The 19,242-nt window shown below is 67.8% G+C and carries 16 protein-coding genes; 10 read left to right on the forward strand and 6 right to left on the reverse strand.

The annotated features are described in order from the left end of the window. Positions 1-75: 75 nt before the first annotated feature. The gene (locus tag ACV22W_RS26975; RefSeq protein ID WP_448022570.1) at positions 76-822 is read left to right on the forward strand and encodes a glucose 1-dehydrogenase; all 747 of its coding nucleotides are present in this window, start codon (positions 76-78) and stop codon (positions 820-822) included. A gap of 22 nt (positions 823-844) precedes the next feature. On the opposite strand, the gene ACV22W_RS26980 is transcribed toward ACV22W_RS26975, so the two are convergent. From ACV22W_RS26980 to ACV22W_RS27000, 5 genes are all read right to left on the reverse strand, one after another. Beyond that, entirely contained in the window at positions 845-1,339 is a 495-nt protein-coding gene (locus ACV22W_RS26980) for a heme-degrading domain-containing protein (protein ID WP_448022571.1), read from the reverse strand. A 93-nt stretch (positions 1,340-1,432) separates the two neighbouring features. Next, entirely contained in the window at positions 1,433-2,251 is an 819-nt protein-coding gene (gene iolB, locus ACV22W_RS26985; RefSeq protein WP_448022572.1) for a 5-deoxy-glucuronate isomerase, read from the reverse strand. A 42-nt stretch (positions 2,252-2,293) separates the two neighbouring features. Further along, entirely contained in the window at positions 2,294-3,223 is a 930-nt protein-coding gene (iolE, locus tag ACV22W_RS26990; RefSeq protein WP_448022573.1) for a myo-inosose-2 dehydratase, read from the reverse strand. Positions 3,224-3,284: 61 nt separating this feature from the next. Beyond that, positions 3,285-5,168, reverse strand: a complete 1,884-nt coding sequence (gene iolD, locus ACV22W_RS26995; RefSeq protein ID WP_448022574.1) for a 3D-(3,5/4)-trihydroxycyclohexane-1,2-dione acylhydrolase (decyclizing) — start codon at positions 5,166-5,168, stop codon at positions 3,285-3,287. Positions 5,169-5,214: 46 nt separating this feature from the next. After that, positions 5,215-7,173 carry a bifunctional 5-dehydro-2-deoxygluconokinase/5-dehydro-2-deoxyphosphogluconate aldolase gene (locus tag ACV22W_RS27000; protein ID WP_448022575.1) on the reverse strand — a complete coding sequence of 653 codons (1,959 nt, stop codon included), beginning with the start codon at positions 7,171-7,173 and terminating at the stop codon, positions 5,215-5,217. Positions 7,174-7,480: 307 nt separating this feature from the next. Here ACV22W_RS27000 and ACV22W_RS27005 point away from each other — a divergent pair, with 307 nt between their 5' ends. The 8 genes from ACV22W_RS27005 (at position 7,481) to ACV22W_RS27040 (ending at position 16,549) form a co-directional block, all read left to right on the forward strand. Next, entirely contained in the window at positions 7,481-8,407 is a 927-nt protein-coding gene (locus ACV22W_RS27005) for a sugar ABC transporter substrate-binding protein (RefSeq protein ID WP_448022576.1), read from the forward strand. 68 nt (positions 8,408-8,475) lie between these two features. Continuing rightward, positions 8,476-10,050 (forward strand): sugar ABC transporter ATP-binding protein, encoded by a 1,575-nt coding sequence (locus tag ACV22W_RS27010; protein WP_448022577.1) that lies wholly within the window; start codon positions 8,476-8,478, stop codon positions 10,048-10,050. Between the two features lie 27 nt (positions 10,051-10,077). Then, complete coding sequence (locus ACV22W_RS27015) at positions 10,078-11,103, forward strand: ABC transporter permease (RefSeq protein ID WP_040143986.1); 1,026 nt, start codon at positions 10,078-10,080, stop codon at positions 11,101-11,103. Positions 11,104-11,140: 37 nt separating this feature from the next. Then, positions 11,141-12,055: a sugar phosphate isomerase/epimerase family protein gene (locus ACV22W_RS27020; protein WP_448022578.1), complete on the forward strand. Its 915-nt coding sequence runs from the start codon at positions 11,141-11,143 to the stop codon at positions 12,053-12,055. A 73-nt stretch (positions 12,056-12,128) separates the two neighbouring features. After that, entirely contained in the window at positions 12,129-13,142 is a 1,014-nt protein-coding gene (locus tag ACV22W_RS27025; protein ID WP_448022579.1) for a Gfo/Idh/MocA family oxidoreductase, read from the forward strand. An 85-nt stretch (positions 13,143-13,227) separates the two neighbouring features. Further along, positions 13,228-14,154, forward strand: a complete 927-nt coding sequence (locus ACV22W_RS27030; RefSeq protein ID WP_448022580.1) for a TIM barrel protein — start codon at positions 13,228-13,230, stop codon at positions 14,152-14,154. A gap of 53 nt (positions 14,155-14,207) precedes the next feature. Next, positions 14,208-15,380, forward strand: coding sequence for a Gfo/Idh/MocA family protein (locus tag ACV22W_RS27035; RefSeq protein ID WP_448022581.1), 1,173 nt, complete (start codon positions 14,208-14,210; stop codon positions 15,378-15,380). 284 nt (positions 15,381-15,664) lie between these two features. Continuing rightward, positions 15,665-16,549: a MurR/RpiR family transcriptional regulator gene (locus tag ACV22W_RS27040; protein ID WP_448022582.1), complete on the forward strand. Its 885-nt coding sequence runs from the start codon at positions 15,665-15,667 to the stop codon at positions 16,547-16,549. A gap of 64 nt (positions 16,550-16,613) precedes the next feature. On the opposite strand, the gene ACV22W_RS27045 is transcribed toward ACV22W_RS27040, so the two are convergent. Continuing rightward, positions 16,614-18,134 carry a CoA-acylating methylmalonate-semialdehyde dehydrogenase gene (locus ACV22W_RS27045; protein ID WP_448022583.1) on the reverse strand — a complete coding sequence of 507 codons (1,521 nt, stop codon included), beginning with the start codon at positions 18,132-18,134 and terminating at the stop codon, positions 16,614-16,616. Positions 18,135-18,242: 108 nt separating this feature from the next. On the opposite strand from ACV22W_RS27045, the gene ACV22W_RS27050 reads away from it, so the two are divergent. After that, complete coding sequence (locus ACV22W_RS27050) at positions 18,243-19,178, forward strand: LysR substrate-binding domain-containing protein (protein WP_448022584.1); 936 nt, start codon at positions 18,243-18,245, stop codon at positions 19,176-19,178. The last annotated feature ends 64 nt before the right edge of the window (positions 19,179-19,242 follow it).

The raw sequence follows: 19,242 nt of genomic DNA on the forward strand, positions 1-19,242 counted from the left end.
GCAAGGCTGGTGTGCGCCGCGACAGGCGCGATCGGCACCCATCCATCGAAAGTCTTCCGATTGAGGAATGAAATCATGAGCAAGCTGGCAAGCAAGGTAGCGATCGTCACGGGCGGGTCCAAGGGGATCGGTGCCGCGATCGCGAAGGCGCTGGCCGCCGAAGGCGCGTCGGTCGTGGTCAACTACGCGAGCAGCAAGGCCGGTGCCGATGCGGTCGTGAGCGCGATCGTCGAGGCGGGCGGCCGCGCGGTCGCGGTCGGCGGCGACGTGTCGAAGGCAGCGGACGCACAGCGCATCGTCGACACCGCGATCGAGACCTATGGCCGTCTCGACGTGCTGGTCAACAATTCCGGCGTGTACGAATTCGCGCCGATCGAGGCGATCACCGAAGAGCACTACCGCCGGCAATTCGACACGAACGTGTTCGGCGTGCTGCTGACCACGCAGGCCGCCGTCAAGCATCTCGGCGAAGGCGCGAGCATCATCAACATCAGCTCGGTGGTGACGAGCATCACGCCGCCCGCGAGCGCCGTATACAGCGGCACGAAGGGCGCCGTCGACGCGATCACCGGCGTGCTCGCACTCGAGCTGGGCCCGCGCAGGATCCGCGTGAACGCGATCAACCCGGGCATGATCGTGACCGAAGGCACGCACAGCGCGGGCATCATCGGTTCGGATCTCGAGAAGCAGGTGCGCAGCGAAACGCCGCTCGGCCGCCTCGGCGAGCCGGACGACATCGCGTCGGTCGCCGTGTTCCTCGCATCGGACGACTCCCGCTGGCTGACCGGTGAGCGCCTCGTCGCGAGCGGCGGGCTGCACTGACCGCGCGAGTCGGCGCGCGAGGCTACGCGCTCATCGCGAGCGCGTTCGCGCCGACATGCCAGCGCAGGCTTTCGACGACGAGTGCGTGATCGCATGCGTCGTCGAGCCCTGCGATCGTCATCGCGCCGACGATGCCGCCGCCGGCGAGCCGCAACGGCACGCCGCCGCCGTCGAGCGCATAGTCGACGTCCGACAAACCCTGCGACTGCAACGACCAGCCGGCGCGACGAAAGCGCGCGCCGACCTCGAGCGAACTGATGCCGAAACGGAACACCGTGTTCTGTCGTCGGCGGATCGCGTCGCTGTCGTTCGCGCGGCTGCCGTCCAGCGCGCAATAGAACAGCGGCGCGAATTCGCCGACGATGCCGACCGCGATCGGCAGCCCGCGGCGCACCGCGAGATTGACGGCGATGTCGCCGAGCCGGCGCGCGACGTCGGCATCGAAGTGCGACAGCATCGGAGTCGACGCGGTGTCGCTGAAGGGCGAGGGTGCGAAGCGGGGGAAGGTGGTCGCCATGGCAGTTCCGTGTCGTCGCAAATCCGGTTCACGCACGCGTTCTCGTCCTGCATCTCGCGCGCCAGCCGTCGATCGTTCAGCGCATCGATGCCGTCAGCGCCCGGGTGCCGCGTCGAGCATCCACTCGTGCGCGGGGTCGTTCTTGAACGCCCACGCGCGGCTCGGCCCGGCCATCACGTTCAGGTAATAGAGGTTGTAGCCATGCGGCGCGACCACCGGGTGATAGCCGCGCGGCACCATCACCACGTCGTGGTTCTCGACCGCGCACGCCTCGTCGAGACTGCGGTCGTCCGTGTACACGCGCTGAAACGCGAAACCCTGCGGCGGATCGATCCGGTGGTAATAGGTTTCCTCGAGCGACGTTTCATCCGGCGCCGCGTCGCGATCGTGCTTGTGCGGCGGATAGCTGCTCGAGTGGCTCGCGGGCGTGATCACTTCGACGACGAGCAGCCGGTCGGCGGCCGGGTTGTCGCCCATCAGGATGTCGCACACGTAGCGCGTGTTGGTGCCTTGCCCGCGCACCGCGCGCCGCATCCGTTCGCCGTCGAGGCGTTGCACGCGCTTGTCGCCGCTTGCGTAAGGCGCGGTGCACAGCGCGACTTCCGCATCGCGCGTCGCGACGAGCGTGACGGTCTTGCCGCCCGGCACGTACAGCGCATCCGGTGATACTTCCTCGAACACGCTGTCGCGCTTGCCGAGCGCATCGTAGGTCTCGCCGTCGACTTGCGCGCGCAGCGTGCCCGTGAGCACGACGACGCACAGTTCGCGCGCGCCGGTATCGAGCGTTTCGGTGTCGCCGGCCTTCAGGCGCAGCGCGCGAAAGCCGACGTGTTTCCAGCCGGCCGATTCGGGCGTCACGTTGCAGATTTCGCGGTCGGCGGATGCCTTGACCAGCAGGGGAGAAATCGTCATGGAACGGGGCTCCGCAATGGGGTGACAGCGGGGTGACAGGGCTTACGCGCTCAACCGGTCGACGATCGCGCGCAGCGATTCGTAGCCCTTCTTCGCATACTGATAGCTCGGCGCGACGGCCGGGTCCTGCTCGGCCTCGACCACGAGCCAGCCTTCGTAGCCGGCGTCCTTCAGCGTGCGCAGCGTCGCTTCGTAATCGAGCGCGCCGTCTCCCGGCACCGTGAAGGTGCCGTTGATCACGCCGTTCAGGAAGCTCCAGCCGCCGTTGCGCGCCTGCGTGACGACCTGCGGCCGCACGTCCTTGCAGTGCACGTGCACGACGCGCGACACGTGTTTCGTCAGCAGTGCGACCGGATCGGCCGCGCCGCCGAAATACGCGTGGCCGGTGTCGAACAGCAGGAACACCTTCGCCGGATCGGTCAGCGCCATCAGCCGGTCGACGTCGGCGGGCGATTCGACGTATGCGCCCATGTGGTGATGGTAGGCGAGCTTGATCCCGTAGGTCTCGAGCAGGTGCGCGCCGAATGCGTCGAGGCGTGCCGCATAGCGTCGCCAGGTTTCATCGTCGACGAAACGCGGCCGCTTCGCGACCGGCGTGTCGATGCTGCCCTGGATCGTGCCCGCGCATTCGCCGTACACCACGACCTTCACGTCGTTGAACTGCAGCTTCGTCATGTGCGCGCGGCAGCGCTCGATTTCGGCGGCGAGCGCATCGGCATCGCTCATGCCGGGTTCGACTTCCGCAAGGAAGCCGGAATACCAGCCCGACACGCATACGAGCCCGAATTCGGCGAGCTTCGCCTTCAGCTCGGGGCCCGTTTTCGGAAACTTGTTGCCGAGCTCGAAGCCCGCATAGCCGATTTCGGCGCCTTCCTTCAGCGCCGTCTCGAGCGGCGTCTCGCCGCCGAGCGACGGCAGGTCGTCGTTCATCCACGACAGGGGATTGATACCGATGCGAACGTTCCAGCTCATGACTTGCTTCCTTGGTTCGAATGTTGTTGTCGCGACGCGCAGGATTGAAATGGAACGCGTGTCAATGCCGCTGCCGGGTCTTCGCGTCGAGATACGCGCGATGCGCATCGCCGACGCCGGCGCGTGCGGACACCTGCGGCACCGCGACGTCCCACCATGCGCCGCCGTCCGCGGTCGTGCGCTCGTGCGTCGTGTCGATCACGATGACCTGGCTCGTCTTCGCCGCGCGCGCACGCTTCATTTCGCTGCGCAGCTCGCCGACGTCGCGCACGTGCACGGCTTCGGCGCCCATCGCGCGCGCATGCATCGCGAAGTCGATCGTCGAGCGTTCGCCGCCCTCGGGCACACAGTCGTCGAGCATGTTGTTGAAGCTCGCGCCGCCGCAGTTCAGTTGCAGCCGCTCGATGCAGCCGTAGCCGCGGTTGTCGAGGATCACGACGATGATCTTGCGGCCGAGCATCACGGACGTCGCGAGTTCAGCGTTGAGCATCATGTACGAGCCGTCGCCGACGATCACGATCACTTCGCGCTCGGGCCGCGCGAGCTTCGCGCCGAGGCCGCCCGCGACCTCGTAGCCCATGCACGAGTACGCGTAGTCCATGTGATAGTTGCCCGGCACGCCGCTGCGCCACAGCTTGTGCAGCTCGGCGGGCAGCGTGCCGGCCGCGCACACGACGAGATCGTCGCGCGCGCTGTCGCGCCCCGCATCGGCCGCGGAGTCGCGCACCGCGCCGATCACTTCCGCGTCGTACGGCAGCGTGTCCTTCGGCACGCGCGTGGTCAGCTCGGTCACGCGCGCGTTCCACGCGGCGGCCTGGTCGCGGTTCGCGGCGGTCCACGCCGCATCCGCCTGCCAGCCCGCGAGCGCGGCCGACAGCTGGCCGAGGCCGGTGCGCGCGTCGGCGATCAATTGCCGGCCGCGTTTCTTGCCCGCGTCGAACGGTTGCACGTTCAGGCTCAGCAGCGTCGCGCTGCCGAACAGCGCGTGCGAGCCGGTCGTGAAGTCCTGCAGGCGCGTGCCGACCGCGAACACCACGTCGGCCTGCGCGGCCGCGCGATTCGCGGCGGGCGAGCCCGTCACGCCGATCGAGCCGAGGTTCAGCGGATGGTCCCACGCGAGGCTGCCCTTGCCGGCCTGCGATTCGGCGACCGGCACACCGTGCGTGTCGGCGAACGTGCGCAGCGCGTCCCATGCCTGGCTGTACAGCACGCCGCCGCCGGCGACGATCAGCGGCTTCTTCGCGGCCTTCAGCACGTCCAGCGCGTCCGCGAGTTCGAGCGCGTCGGCGGGTGGCCGGCGCATCCGGATCACCGGCGGCGCGAAGAAATCTTCCGGCCAGTCGTACGCGAAGGTCTGCACGTCCTGCGGCAGCGCGAGGCACACGGGCCCGCACTGCGCGGGGTCGGTCATCACCTGGATCGCCCGCGGCAGCGCGACGAGCAACTGTTCCGGCGACGTGATCCGGTCGAAGTAGCGCGTCACCGGCCGGAAGCAGTCGTTCGCGCTGACGTCGCCCTGTTCGAAATCCTCGACCTGCTGCAGCACCGGGTCGGGCAACCGCGACACGAACACGTCGCCGGGCAGCAGCAACAGCGGCAGCCGGCCGACGTGCGCGAGCGCGGCGGAGGTCAGCATGTTGGTCGCGCCGGGGCCGATGCTCGACGTCGCGGCCATCATCCGCTGGCGGAAATTCGCTTTCGCGAACGCGACGGCCGCATTCGCCATGCCTTGCTCGTTGTGCGCGCGGAACGTCGGCAGCCGGTCCTTTTCGGCGTGCAGCGCCTCGCCGAGCCCGGCCACGTTGCCGTGCCCGAAAATCGCGAACACGCCGCCGCAGTACGGCAGGATTTCGGTGCGGCCGTCCGGCTGGACGACTTCGGCGCGCAGGGCGGCCAGGTAGCGCACGAGCGCCTGGCTGACGGTCAGTCTCACGGTGGTGGTCATCGTCTGTCGATCAGGAGGGGTCGGGTGGTCATCACGGATATCTGCATCAGGCTGCTGCCTCGGCGCGTGCGGCGGCACGGCGGCCGAGCCAGGCGTCGACCAGCTGCGCGAAATTGCCGGCGACTTCGTCGATCAGCGCCTGGTCGTCGATCCGGCCGGCGAGCCAGTGCAGGGACGCGTCGGCCCACAGCGTACGGCCGACCATGAAGCCCTTGACGATCGGGTTGGTGGCCGAGCGGAAGCTGTCGACGAGGTACTGCAGCGGCTGGTTCAGCCCGAGGATCACCGCGCCACGGCAGTACGGATCGCGCTCGGCTACGAGCGTTTCGAGCCGCGCCCAGCCGTCGGCGCTCATCGGCGCGAGCTTCCACCACTCGGGCATCACGCCGAGGTTGTAGAAGCGCGCGACCGTGCGCAGCACCGCATCGTCCTCGGTGCCGGCCGGCGTGACCGCGCGCGGCGGAATGATTTCCAGCAGCAGCTCGTTGCCGCTCGCGCGCGTGGCTTCCCACAGCTCCAGCACGCGCTGCTCCTGTGCGACGCGCAGGTCGACGTCGTCGTCGGGGTGGTAGTGGACGAGACACTTCACGACCTGCTCGGTCGGCCAGTGCGTGAGCGACGAGCCGACCGAGCGCGTATCGTCGAAGCACAGCGGCCGCGAGCCGGGCAGCTCGACCGGGCGGCCGACCCACCAGCCGCGGCCGGTGGCCGACGCGAGCGCCTCGCTGCCGTACGCGCCGCCGTCGATCAGCACGCCGACATGGCCTTCGATATGGCGATCGCGTTCGACCTGTTCGGCCGCGCGCACGAGCAGGCGCTTCAGCGTCTTGATCCGCGCCTCGTCCGCGCCGGCCTGCACCGCGAGTTCGTAGAACTGGCTGCGATGGTCGAATGCCATCACGCACAGGTCGTCCCATTCGCGGCGCGGCACCGTCACGCGATGCAGGTGCGCGAGCGTGCGATCGGCGTCCACCCGCGGATTGCGGCTGCCGCCGAACCAGTGCGCGAGTTCGGCCGGCGTCGGCATCGCGGCGGAACACGCGTGGCGCGACACGACGATCGCGCCGCACGCGTTCGCGATGCGCGTCGATTCCGCCCAGTCGCGCCCGCGCAGCAGCCCGGACAGCAGCCCGGACAGGAACGCGTCGCCCGCGCCGAGCACGTTCAGCACTTCGACGCGTTCGCCGTGGAAGGTCGGTGCATCCTCGATGCGCGCGGGGATGTCGCCCTCGATCACGCAGCAGCCGAGCGCACCGCGCTTGACCACCAGCGCCGCGCCGCTCGCACGACGCACGGCTTGCAGCGATGCGATCAGGTCGTGCGGCACGCCGCCCGCGATCAGGAATTCCTCCTCGGTGCCGACCAGCAGGTCGAACTCGCCGAGCACCTGCTGCAGCTGCCGCGTGACCTGCGCGTCCGGCACGTAGCGGTTCTCGCCCGCGCCGCGCGGTGTCAGCCCCCACAGCACTGGCCGGTAGTCGATGTCGAGAATGCGCACGACACCGTGGCGGCGCGCGTAGCCGAGCGCGGTCAGCGATGCCTCGCGGGTGCCCGGCGTCGACAGATGGGTGCCGGTGATCGCGAGCGCGCGGCAACCGGCGATGAAGTCCTCGCGGATCTCGTCGGCGCGCACGGCCATGTCCGCGCAGTTCTCGCGCACGAACAGCAGCGGGAACGTGTCGCGATCCTTCAGACCGAGCAGCACCAGCGCGGTCAGCCGTTCCGGATCCGTCTGCAGCTGGCTCGTGTCGCAGCCTTCGCGCTCGAGCGTCTCGCGCACGAAGCGGCCCATCTGCTCGTCGCCGACGCGCGAGATCATCGCGGTCTTCAGTCCGAGCCGGGCGACGCCGAACGCGACGTTGCCCGACGAGCCGCCGAGATACATCTGGAAGCTGCGCGCGTCTTCCAGGCGGCTGCCGTACTGTTGCGCGTAAAGGTCCACGGCGACGCGGCCGAGGCAGGCGAGATCGATGGGGCGGTCAGTCGGAAAGTTCAACGGGCTCATATCACGTATCACGCTCGCGGCCGGCGTTCGACCTTGCCGGCGGATTGGGGACCGATCCAGCGACGGATCTTCGTCGCATGTCGCGACACGACGCGAATGCGCCTGCCGCAACGACTCGGGCTACGGAACGGAGTCTAGACTTTTTGGAAATCTAGTTCCCTAGGTGAAATCACGTAGAAATAAATTTCCAAATTTTCGACGAAGTGATCTACAGTTTCATCCGGATGCTTCAGTCCGTTATCGGACTCGGCCCGGCGGCGCGCAACGCGCCGTTTTCCGCCCCCGGAGATGAGGAGACAGAGTGATCATGAAGACCAAGCTGATGGCCGCCGCGGCCGCCGCGATCCTGGCCATGCCGCTCGCGCATGCCGAGAAGATCGGCGTGACGATGGCATCGTTCGACGACACGTTCCTGACGATCCTGCGCAACAGCATCGCCGATTCCGCGAAGAAGGACGGCGCGACCGTGCAGATCGAGGACGGCGGCAACGACGTCGGCAAGCAGTTGAGCCAGGTCCAGAACATGATCGCGCAGAAGGTCGACGCGATCATCGTGAATCCGGTCGATACCGACGCGACGCCGAAGATCACGAAGATGGTGGCCGCCGCGAAGATTCCGCTCGTCTACGTGAACCGCAAGCCGGTCGATTTCGACAAGCTGCCGGCCGGCGTCGCGGTGGTCGCGTCCGACGAGAAGCAGTCGGGCACGCTGCAGGCGCGCCAGGTGTGCAAGCTGCTCGGCGGCAAGGGCGACATTCTCGTGCTGATGGGCGAGCTGTCCAACGAGTCGGCGCGTGCGCGCACCAAGGACATCGAGGACGTGATCGCGACCAGGGACTGTTCCGGCATGAAGATCGTCGACAAGCGCGAAGGCAAGTGGAGCCGCACGCAAGGCCAGGACATCACGATGAACTGGCTGAGCTCCGGCACGAAGTTCGACGCGATCATCTCGAACAACGACGAAATGGCGATCGGCGCGATCAACGCGCTGAAGGCCGCGCGCAAGCTGACGCCGAGGACGGTCGTCGCAGGCATCGACGCGACGCCGGACGGGCTCGCGGCGATGAAGAGCGGCGACCTGAAGGTGTCCGTGTACCAGAACGCGGCCGGGCAGGGTGCGCAGGCCGTCGCGACCGCGCTGAAGCTCGCGAAGAAGCAGCCGGTCGACCGCTACGTGAACGTGCCGTTCGAGCTCGTCACGCCGGAGAACATGAACCAGTACGCGAAGCACTGACCGGTTTTTCCGCTGAACTGCGCGAGCCCGGCGCGTCCGGGTTCGCGTGTGACTTTCGAGGAACGTCCATGTTTACAGCCAGGATGGCGCGCTCGATGGCCAGCGAAAGCGCGCCGGCCGCCTCGTTCGCCGCGTCGGGTTCGTCCGGTGCGTCCGTCGACGATTGCCTGCTCGAGGTGCGCGGCGTCGGCAAGTCGTTTCCCGGCGTCGTCGCGCTCGACGGCGTGCAGTTCCGCGTGCGCCGCGGCACCGTGCATGCGCTGATGGGCGAGAACGGCGCCGGCAAGTCGACGCTGATGAAGATCATCGCCGGCGTCTACACGCCCGACCAGGGCGAGATCCTGATCAACGGCGAGCCGGTCGTGCTGAGCGGTCCGCTCGACGCGCTCGATCGCGGGATCGCGATGATCCACCAGGAACTCAACCTGATGCCGTACATGACGGTCGCGGAGAACATCTGGATCCGCCGCGAACCGAAGAACCGCTTCGGCCTGATCGATCACGCCGAGCTGCGCCGCCGCACCGCCGCGCTGTTCGAGCGGCTGTCGATCGACATCGACCCCGAAGCCGACGTGCGCACGCTGACGGTCGCGAGCCGCCAGATGGTCGAGATCGCGAAGGCGGTGTCGTTCGACTCGGACGTGCTGATCATGGACGAGCCGACCTCCGCGCTGACCGACAAGGAGGTCACGCACCTGTTCCGGATCATTCGCCAGCTGCGCGAGCAGGGCAAGGGCATCGTCTACATCACGCACAAGATGAACGAGCTGTTCGAAATTGCCGACGAGTTCTCGGTGTTCCGCGACGGCAAGTACATCGGCACGCATGCGTCGACCGACGTCACGCGCGACGACATCATCCGGATGATGGTCGGCCGCGAGATCACGCAGATGTTTCCGAAGGAGGAGGTGCCGATCGGCGACGTCGTGCTGGCCGTGAAGAACCTCGGCGTCGACGGTGTGTTCCGCGACGTCAGCTTCGAGCTGCGCGCGGGCGAGATTCTCGGCGTCGCGGGCCTCGTCGGCTCGGGGCGCTCGAACGTCGCGGAGGCGCTGTTCGGCGTCGTGCCGGCCACCTCGGGCGAGATCCGGATCGACGGCAAGCCGGTGCGAATTTCCACGCCCGCGCAGGCGATGAAGCACGGGATGGCGTTCCTCACCGAGGACCGCAAGGACACCGGCTGCTTCCTGAATCTCGACCTCCTCGCGAACATGGAAACGGCGGTGCTCAGCAACCGCTACGTGAAGTTCAATTTCGTGCGGCAGGCGCAGTTGAAGCGCGACTGCGAGGAAATGAGCCGGATGCTGCGCGTGAAGACGCCGGGGCTGCACGAGGAAATCCAGAACCTGTCGGGCGGCAACCAGCAGAAGGTGCTGATCGGCAGATGGTTGCTGACGCAACCGCGCATCCTGATCCTCGACGAGCCGACGCGCGGGATCGACGTCGGCGCGAAGGCCGAGATCCACCGGCTCGTCAGCGCGCTCGCCGCCAAGGGCGTCGCGGTTCTGATGATCTCGTCGGAAATGCCGGAAGTGCTCGGCATGAGCGACCGCGTGATGGTGATGCACGAAGGCCGGATGACCGGCATCGTCGAGCGCAAGGACGCCGACCAGGTCCGCATCATGGACCTGGCGTCGCGCTGAGCCGCAACAAGCATGGAGACAACTGAAATGGGCAACCTGAACCCGGTCGCGGACGCGCAGTCCATGACGATCAAGACGCGGCACGCGAAGTGGCCGCCCGAACTGAGCATCTTCCTCGTGCTGGTGGGCATCAGCCTGTTCTTCGAGGTGATCGGCTGGCTCGTCGTCGGCCAGAGCTTCCTGTTCAACGCGGAGCGGCTCGAGATCATCGTGTTGCAGATGGCCGTGATCGGCATCATCGCGGTTGGCGTGAACCTCGTGATCATCACCAGCGGGATCGACCTGTCGTCGGGGTCGGTCGTCGCCGCGGCGGCCGTCGTGTCGGCCAGCCTCGCACAGGTGTCCGATTTTCCGCGCGCGGTGTTCCCGCACCTGACCGACCTGCCGGTGATCTGGCCGGTGCTGGCCGGCGTGTGCGTCGGCCTGCTGGTCGGCCTCCTGAACGGCTCGCTGATCGCGCTGACGGGGATCCCGCCGTTCATCGCGACGCTCGGCACGATGGTTGCCGCGCGCGGCTTCGCAAAGTGGTTCACCAACGGGATGCCGGTGTCGATGCTGACCGACCAGTTCGCGGCGATCGGCGCGGGCGCGAACCCGGTGATCATCTTCGTCGTGGTGGCGGCGATCTTCCACGTCGTGCTGCGCTACACGCGCTTCGGCAAGTACACGTATGCGATCGGCGCGAACCGCCACGCGGCCGTCGTGTCGGGCATCAACGTGACGCGCCACCTGGTGTTCGTCTATGCGATCGCGGGCCTGCTGAGCGGGATCGCGGGCACCGTGACGGCCGCGCGTGCGATCTCCGGCCAGTCGGGCATGGGCGTGATGTACGAGCTCGACGCGATCGCGGCCGTCGTGATCGGCGGCACGTCGCTGTCGGGCGGTCTCGGGCGCGTGACGGGCACCGTGATCGGCGTGCTGATCCTCGGCGTGATGACGTCGGGCTTCACGTTCATCCGGATCGACGCGTATTACCAGGAGATGGTCAAGGGCGCGATCATCGTCGCGGCCGTGATCGCCGACCAGTATCGCAACAAGAAGTCGCGGCGCTGATCCGCCACGGCCGAATACGCAACCTTCCGGGAAGAAGATGAAGATCGCTCTGGATCCCTACATGATTCGCCACCTGCCGCTCGACCGGCTGCCGCACGCCGTCGCCGAGCTCGGCTACGACCAGATCGAGCTGTCGCCGCGCAGCGACTTTCTCGACTGGTGGGTGATGCCGCGCGCGACGCGCGAGCGCATGGCCGCGTTCCGGCACGCGTTGCGCGCAAGCGGCGTGGGCCTCGCGTCGCTGCAGCCGATGTACCGCTGGGCCAGCCCGTTCGACGACGAGCGGCAGTGGGCCGTGCGCTGCTGGAAGAAGGCGATCGAGGTCGCGCTCGAGATGGAATGCCCGCTGATGGTGTCCGAATTCGGGCGTGGCGCGTCGCCGGAGCGCTCGGTCGGCGAACGGCCGGGCGCGAACCCGAAGGAGCTGTGCGAAGCCGCGTGGTTCCGTTCGATGGACGAGCTGCTGCCGATCCTCGAGCGCGAACGCATCGTGCTGTCGGTCGAGCCGCATCCGGAGGACTGGATCGAGCAGCTGCAGCCGGCGATCGACATCGTCACGAACATCGGCTCGCCATCGCTGAAACTGTCGTACATCGCGCCGCACACGTTCTACTACGGCGACGACATGGCGGCGATGATCGCGGCGGCCGCGCCGATTCTCGCGCACGTGCGCGTGGCCGACACCTTCGATCACCGCAAGAGCAGCCAGCTACGCTACATCGTGAACCCGCCGGGCTCGAACCAGGTCCGCGTGCACCAGCATCTCGACATCGGGCAGGGCGAGATCGACTGGGACATGTTTTTCGGCGCACTCGGCAGCGCCGGTTTCGACGGCGTGATGTCGTCGTGCGTGTTCGCGTGGGAGGACCGCGCGGAAGCATCGTCGCGCTACATGCGCGACACGATCCGGCGCTACGTCGAGCGCCATTTCGAACGGGCGACCGCACGCTGACCCGCCTGGAACCAATGCTGACCGGCGCGGCACGGGCCGCGCCGTTGACGAACGAACGACTGGAGATATCCGGATGACCTTGCAAATCGGCGTGATCGGCTGCGGCGCGATCGGCCAGGACCATATCCGCAGGCTCACACGCACGCTGTCCGGCGCGCGCGTGGTGGCCGTCAACGACATCGATCCGCTGCAGGCGCGCGAAGCGGTGACGAAGTACGGGCTCGACGCGGAAATCTACGGCGACGGCCACGAGGTGGTCGCGGCCGCCGACGTGCAGGCCGTGCTCGTCACGTCGTGGGGGCCGACGCACGAAGCGTTCGTGCTCGACGCGATCGCGCACGGCAAGCCGGTCTTCTGCGAGAAGCCGCTCGCGGTGACGGCCGACGGTTGCATGCGCATCGTCGAGGCCGAGGTCGCGCACGGCAAGCGGCTCGTGCAGGTCGGCTTCATGCGGCCGTACGACGAAGGCTATCGCGCGCTGAAGCGCGTGATCGACGGCGGCGAGATCGGCGCGCCGCTGATGCTGCATTGCGCGCATCGCAACCAGTCGGTCGGCGAGCGCTATACGACCGACATGGCGATCACCGACACGCTGATCCACGAGCTCGACGTGCTGCGCTGGCTGCTCGGCGAGGACTACGCGAGCGCACAGGTCGTCTACCCGAAGAAGACGCGTCATGCGAGCGCGCATCTCGCCGATCCGCAAATCGTGCTGCTCGAAACCGCGAGCGGCGTGCGCATCGACGTCGAGATCTTCGTCAATTGCCAGTACGGCTATGACATCCAGTGCGAGGTGGTCGGCGAGAACGGCATCGCGAAGCTGCCCGATCCGCCCGCGGTCGGGCTCAAGCATGCGGCGCGGCAGTCGGTCGAGATCATGACCGACTGGAAGGAGCGCTTCATCGCGTCGTACGACGTCGAGCTGCAGGCGTTCATCGACGGCGTGCGACAGGGCGCGCTGACCGGCCCGTCCGCATGGGACGGCTATGCGGCGGCGGTCGCGGCCGATGCGTGCGTGCGCGCGCAGCAGAGCGGGGTGGTCGAGCCGATCGCGATGGCCGAACGTCCGACGTTTTATCGCGGCTGAACCGGCTGAACAAGCTGATACCGGGCCGCGTGTTCATGCGGCCACGCTCGCGGCCGCGCGCCGCTTTCCTGATGAACCGACCGACATGACGATGAAGATTGGCTGCGCGCCCTGCTGCTGGGGCGTCGACGATGTGAAGAACCCGCACCTGCCGCCGTGGCGGCGCGTGCTCGCCGAAGCTGCGGAGGCCGGCTATTCGGGCATCGAGCTCGGCCCGTACGGCTACATCCCGCTCGAGCTCGACGTGGTGAGCGCCGAGCTCGAACGGCAGCGCTTGAGCATCACCGCCGGCACGATCTTCGACGACCTGGTGTCGCCGGAGAATCTGCCGAACCTGCTGCGCCAGACACGCGAGATTTGCGCGCTGATCTCGCGCTTGCCGAAGCTGCCGACGCAGCCGGGTCAGCGCCATGCGGCGCCGTACCTGGTCGTGATGGACTGGGGGCACGACGAACGCGACTACGCGGCCGGCCATGCCGATCGTGCGCCGCGCCTGTCCGACGAGCGCTGGGCGCGCATGGTCGATCACATTCGCGAGATCGCGACGATCGCGCGCGACGAATTCGGCGTGCGCGCGGTGATCCATCCGCATGCGGGCGGCTACATCGAGTTCGCGGACGAGATCGACCGGATCGTCGCCGATATCGCCGCCGATACGGTGGGCCTCTGTCTCGACACCGGCCACCTGTACTACTCGGGGATGGATCCCGAGACGTGGCTGCGCCGTCACGCGGCGCGGCTCGACTACGTGCATTTCAAGGATATCGACGCGGCCGTGTACCACGCGGTGATGGGCGAGCACATCGCGTTCTTCGCGGCGTGCGCGCGCGGCGTGATGTGCCCGATCGGCAACGGCGTGCTCGACTACCGTGCGATCCGTCGCGCGCTCGACGACATCGGCTATGCGGGCTACATCACGATCGAACAGGAGCGCGATCCGCGCAATGCCGGCACGAGCCTGCGCGACGTCGCGGCGAGCCGCGCGTTTCTCGCGTCGGCCGGATTCGCGTAATCGGCCTCGGCCCGACATTCTGAACACTGAACACGAACAGGAACAACACAATCATGATCGACGGACAGATTCTGCTCGGACATTCGATTCCCTGGGGCATGGTCGGCGGCGGGCTAGGCAGCCAGATCGGCTACAGCCACCGGTCGGCCGCGTTGCGCGACGGCAGTTTCCGGCTGGTCGCCGGCGCATTCGACATCGATGCCGAGCGCGGCCGGCAGTTCGGCGTGAAGCTCGGCGTCGACGCCGAACGTTGCTATTCCGACTACCGGACGATGTTCGAGGCCGAGGCGAAGCGTGCCGACGGCATTCGCGCGGTGTCGATCGCGACGCCCAACAACACACACTTCGAGATCTGCCGCGCCGCGCTGAACGCCGGGCTGCACGTGGTCTGCGAGAAGCCGCTGTGCTTTACGACCGACGAGGCCGAGACGCTGCAGCGGCTGTCGGTCGAGAAGAACCGCATCGTCGGCGTCGCGTACGGTTATTCAGGTCACCAGATGATCGAGCAGGCGCGCGAGATGATCGCGCGCGGCGATCTCGGCGAGATCCGCATCGTGCAGATGCAGTTCGCGCACGGCTTCCACAGCGAGGGCGTCGAGGCCGCGAGCGCGGCCGCCCGCTGGCGCGTCGACCCGAAGTTCGCGGGCCCGAGCTACGTGCTCGGCGACATCGGCACGCATCCGCTGTACATCTCGGAAGTGATGGCGCCCGAGCTGAAGATCCGCCGTCTGATGTGCTCGCGGCAAAGCTTCGTGAAGAGCCGCGCGCCGCTCGAGGACAACGCGTTCACGATCATGGAATACGACACGGGCGCGATCGGCTACGTCTGGTCGAGCGCGGTGAACGCGGGTTCGATGCACGGGCAGAAGGTGCGCGTGATCGGCTCGAAGGCGAGCGTCGAATGGTGGGACGAACATCCGAACCAGTTGCGCTACGAAATCCAGGGGCAACCCGCGCAGGTGCTCGATCGCGGAATGGGCTATCTGCATCCGCACGCCTTGCGCGAGGACCGCATCGGCGCCGGGCATCCGGAAGGGCTGTTCGAAGCGTGGTCGAACCTGTATGCGCGTTTCGCGCTCGCGATGGACGCGGCCGACCGCGGCGACGCGCAGGCATTGAAGCAGATCCGCTTTCCGGACGTCCACGCGGGCGTCGAAGGCGTGCGCTGGGTCGAGAACTGCGTGCGGTCCGCCGATGCGGGCGGCGTGTGGGTCGACTATCGTTGAGCCATGGACGGCCGATGCGCGGCATCGGCCAGCGGCGGCGGGTGTCGGCGTCCGCGTCGGTAGACGCCCTAATCTTTACGGCACGGCGAGCGCGTTGGAAAATCGTTTCCATTACCGCCGTGGAGCGTGTGCAGGTGATGATCGAGCGCGTGGGAGCGAGCGTGCGGCGCGGTCCGTGCCGCAAACGTGATTAAATTCGCCCTTCATGCATGTGTACAGGTGAGTCCCGGGCGGCGTGCGTCGGTATCGCGCGCGCATCGGGGCCGTCAACTTCGCGCTATCCGATGAGTTCATCCGAGAAACCTCCCGCCACCGTCGAGCAGTTCCTGCAGCATCTGACGCAGGAGTACGACGGCCTCAGCAATCGCCTGAAGGTGATCGCGCGTCACGTGGAAACGCATCGGGACCAGCTTGGCCTGGAAGGCATCCAGTCGCTCGCGGAGGCGTGCGGGGTCCAGCCGTCGGCTGTCGTGCGGTTCGCGAAGCATTTCGGCTTTTCCGGCTTCTCCGAGATGCAGAGATTGTTCCGCGAGGGCCTGGCCCAGCAGATCGCGCCGGGCCGCGCGTACAACCTGCGATTGCGCGACGTGATCGAATCGGGCTCGTCGAGCCTGCAGCCCGAGCAGATTGCCGACGAATTCATCAAGGGCAGCATTGCCGGGATGCAGCAGTTGCGGCAGACGCTCGACCCGCAGGCGCTCGCACAGGCCGTCGACCTGCTCGCCGACACGCAGGCAATCTGGATCGCCGGCTCGCGCCGCGCGTTTCCGATCGCCGTCTATCTCGACTACGCGCTGCAGCACACCGACAAGCGCATCGGCCTGTTCAGCGCGCTCGGCAGCATGCATCTCGGACAGATCCGGTCGGTGCGCGAGGGCGACGTGATGATCGTGATCTCGTTCATGCCGTATGCGGACGAGACGGTGCAGGTCGCGCAGCAGGCCGTGCAGCGCGGCGCGCGCCTGATCGCGATCACCGACAGCCGGATGAGCCCGCTGGCGCGGGAGGCGGAGGTGACGCTGATGGTGCAGGACAGCGCGACGTTCGGATTCCGTGCGCTGACCGCGACGATGGGCCTCGCGCAGAGCCTGTTCGTGGCGCTCGCATATCGGCTCGAGTTGTCGTACCTGCCGACCGCCGACGGCGCGCACGACACGAAGGCCAGCTGACGCCGGCCTTCCGCATGCGTGCCGCCCGCGGGCACATCCTGCGGGCGGTCACATACCGCCGTGCTTACTTCGCGGTCGGCATCGCGAACTCCGCGCCCTTGCCGATGCTCGACGACCAGCGCTGCATCACCGACTTCTGGCGCGTGTAGAAGCGCACGCCTTCCTCGCCGTATGCATGCATGTCGCCGAACAGGCTCTTCTTCCAGCCGCCGAAGCCGTGCCATGCCATCGGCACCGGGATCGGCACGTTGATGCCGACCATGCCGACGTGGATGCGCCGCGCGAATTCGCGTGCGATGCCGCCGTCGCTCGTGAAGCACGACACGCCGTTGCCGAACTCGTGCGCGTTGATCAGGTCGACCGCTTCGCCGAAGTCCTTCACGCGTACGCAGCCGAGCACGGGCCCGAAGATTTCTTCCTTGTAGATGCGCATGTCGGGCGTCACATGATCGAACAGCGTGCCGCCGGTGAAGAAGCCCGCCTCGCGGCCCGGCACGCGCAGCCCGCGCCCGTCGACCACCAGCTGCGCGCCTTCGCTGACGCCTTGCTCGATATAGCCTTCGATGCGCTTGAGCGCTTCGCCGGTGACGATCGGACCCATCTCGACTTCCGGCGACATCCCGTCGCCGATCACCAGCTTGCGTGCGCGCTCGGCGACCGCCGGCACGATCTTGTCGGCCACGTCGCCGACCAGCACCGCGACGCTGATCGCCATGCAGCGTTCGCCCGCCGAGCCGTACGCGGCGCCGATCAGCGCGTCGACCGCCTGCTCGATGTTCGCGTCGGGCATCACGACGAGGTGGTTCTTCGCGCCGCCGAGCGCCTGCACGCGCTTGCCCGACTGCACCGCGCGCTGCTGCACGTAGGCCGCGATCGGCGTCGAGCCGACGAAGCTGACGGCCTGCACGTCCGGATGGTCGAGCAGCGCGTCGACCGCGCCCTTGTCGCCCTGCACGACGTTGAACACGCCGGCGGGCAGGCCGGCCTGCGTGAGCAGGTCGGCCATGAACAGCGCCGCCGACGGGTCGCGTTCGCTCGGCTTCAGCACGAACGTGTTGCCCGTCGCGAGCGCGACCGGGAACATCCAGCACGGCACCATGCACGGGAAGTTGAACGGCGTGATCCCGGCGACGACGCCGAGCGGCTGGCGCATCGTCCAGTTGTCGATGCCGGTGCTGACCTGGTCGGTAAAGTCGCCCTTCAGCAGTTGCGGCACGCCGCATGCGAATTCGATGATGTCGATGCCGCGCGCGACTTCGCCCTGCGCGTCGGAGAACACCTTGCCGTGCTCAGCCGTGATGATCGCCGCGAGCGTGTCGCGGTGTTCGTTCATCAGCTGCAGGAAGCGGTGCAGCACGCGTGCGCGGCGGATCGGCGGCGTGGCGGCCCAGGCCGGGAACGCGGCGTAGGCGGACGCGACGGCCTGCTGCACCTCGTGGTCGCCGGCGAGCGCGACGCGGCGCACCGCGCGGCCGAGCGCCGGATTGAGGACGTCCTGGAAGCGGCCGCTGCGGCCGGCAACGGGCGCGCCGTCGACATAGTGGCCGACGTCGGTGTCGGACGTGTAGGCGGGAACCGGGTTCATCGTGTCTCCTGAGGATGGGGGTGGACGGAACCTAGTCTAGGCAAAGCGGCGGGGCGGGAGAAGGCCGCTCAGCTTGATTCACTGTTCAGAATTCTGAATAATCAGCGAATGAATCAGCAAAATGTCCAGGCGCTCTGGCCGCACATCCATTCGCTGACGGTGCTGGCGGCGGCAGGCAGTTTCACCGCCGCCGCGCAGCGGCTCGGCATCAGCAAGGCCGCGATGAGCCAGCGTATCGCCGATCTCGAGAAGGCGGCCGGCGTGCCGCTGGTGCGGCGCACGACGCGCAGCGTGCGGCTCACCGATGCGGGGCAGACGCTGGTCGACAGCACGCGCGACGCGTTCGAATCGATCGGCCAGCATTTCGCGCGCGTGAAGGACCTGGCCGGGGAACCGCGCGGGCTGCTGCGCGTGACGGCGCCCGTCGCGCTGGGGCGACAGCAGATCGTGCCGCACTTGCCCGATTTCCTGCGGCAGCATCCGGGCGTGCATATCGAACTCGACCTCTCCGACCTGCTGCACTCGCTGACGCAGGAAGGTTTCGACCTCGCGATCCGCCATACGACGACCGCGCCGCAAACCCACGTCGCGTGGAAGCTGTGCGACACGCGTTCGTTGCTCGTCGCGAGCCGGGACTACCTTGACGCGCGGGGCACGCCCCGCCACCCGAGCGAACTCGTCGACCACAGCTGCCTGTGCTACCTGCGCGACAACGAACCGGCGGCCTGGAGCTTCGAGCCGGACGGCCGCCGGCGCCAGCGCGTGAGTGTGCCCGTGCGCGGCAGCTTCGCGGCGAACAACAGCGAGGCGATGCGCGAGGCCGCGCTCGGCGGGCTCGGCATCGCGCTGCTGCCGGATTTCAGCGCGCGCCGCGATCTCGACGCCGGCCGCCTCGTCGCGCTGCTCGACGGCTGGCGACCGTCGGGCGCGTTCGGCGACCACATCTTCGCGATCCGGCCGTACAGCCCGGTCGTGCCGAGCGCGGTGCGCGCGCTCGTGCGGCACCTGCGCGAGCGGCTCGCGGGCGGTTTCACGGGCGCCTGACGGGCGAGGGCGGGCGCGCTGCGGTAAAATCGCCGCTTCCTCCCGCGCCCGTGTGGCGCGTCAT

The sequence above is a fragment of the Burkholderia sp. AW49-1 genome, assembly GCF_053427845.1.

Bases quoted from the DNA above. Each gene is read 5' to 3' on its own strand.
- iolE (WP_448022573.1), bottom strand. From the start codon at position 3,223: ATGAGCTGGAACGTTCGCATCGGTATCAATCCCCTGTCGTGGATGAAC.
- ACV22W_RS27040 (WP_448022582.1), top strand. From the start codon at position 15,665: ATGAGTTCATCCGAGAAACCTCCCGCCACCGTCGAGCAGTTCCTGCAG.
- ACV22W_RS27015 (WP_040143986.1), top strand. From the start codon at position 10,078: ATGGGCAACCTGAACCCGGTCGCGGACGCGCAGTCCATGACGATCAAG.
- ACV22W_RS27045 (WP_448022583.1), bottom strand. From the start codon at position 18,134: ATGAACCCGGTTCCCGCCTACACGTCCGACACCGACGTCGGCCACTAT.
- ACV22W_RS27025 (WP_448022579.1), top strand. From the start codon at position 12,129: ATGACCTTGCAAATCGGCGTGATCGGCTGCGGCGCGATCGGCCAGGAC.
- ACV22W_RS27000 (WP_448022575.1), bottom strand. From the start codon at position 7,173: ATGAGCCCGTTGAACTTTCCGACTGACCGCCCCATCGATCTCGCCTGC.
- ACV22W_RS27020 (WP_448022578.1), top strand. From the start codon at position 11,141: ATGAAGATCGCTCTGGATCCCTACATGATTCGCCACCTGCCGCTCGAC.
- iolD (WP_448022574.1), bottom strand. From the start codon at position 5,168: ATGACCACCACCGTGAGACTGACCGTCAGCCAGGCGCTCGTGCGCTAC.
- ACV22W_RS27035 (WP_448022581.1), top strand. From the start codon at position 14,208: ATGATCGACGGACAGATTCTGCTCGGACATTCGATTCCCTGGGGCATG.
- iolB (WP_448022572.1), bottom strand. From the start codon at position 2,251: ATGACGATTTCTCCCCTGCTGGTCAAGGCATCCGCCGACCGCGAAATC.
- ACV22W_RS26975 (WP_448022570.1), top strand. From the start codon at position 76: ATGAGCAAGCTGGCAAGCAAGGTAGCGATCGTCACGGGCGGGTCCAAG.
- ACV22W_RS27005 (WP_448022576.1), top strand. From the start codon at position 7,481: ATGAAGACCAAGCTGATGGCCGCCGCGGCCGCCGCGATCCTGGCCATG.
- ACV22W_RS27050 (WP_448022584.1), top strand. From the start codon at position 18,243: ATGAATCAGCAAAATGTCCAGGCGCTCTGGCCGCACATCCATTCGCTG.
- ACV22W_RS27010 (WP_448022577.1), top strand. From the start codon at position 8,476: ATGTTTACAGCCAGGATGGCGCGCTCGATGGCCAGCGAAAGCGCGCCG.
- ACV22W_RS27030 (WP_448022580.1), top strand. From the start codon at position 13,228: ATGACGATGAAGATTGGCTGCGCGCCCTGCTGCTGGGGCGTCGACGAT.
- ACV22W_RS26980 (WP_448022571.1), bottom strand. From the start codon at position 1,339: ATGGCGACCACCTTCCCCCGCTTCGCACCCTCGCCCTTCAGCGACACC.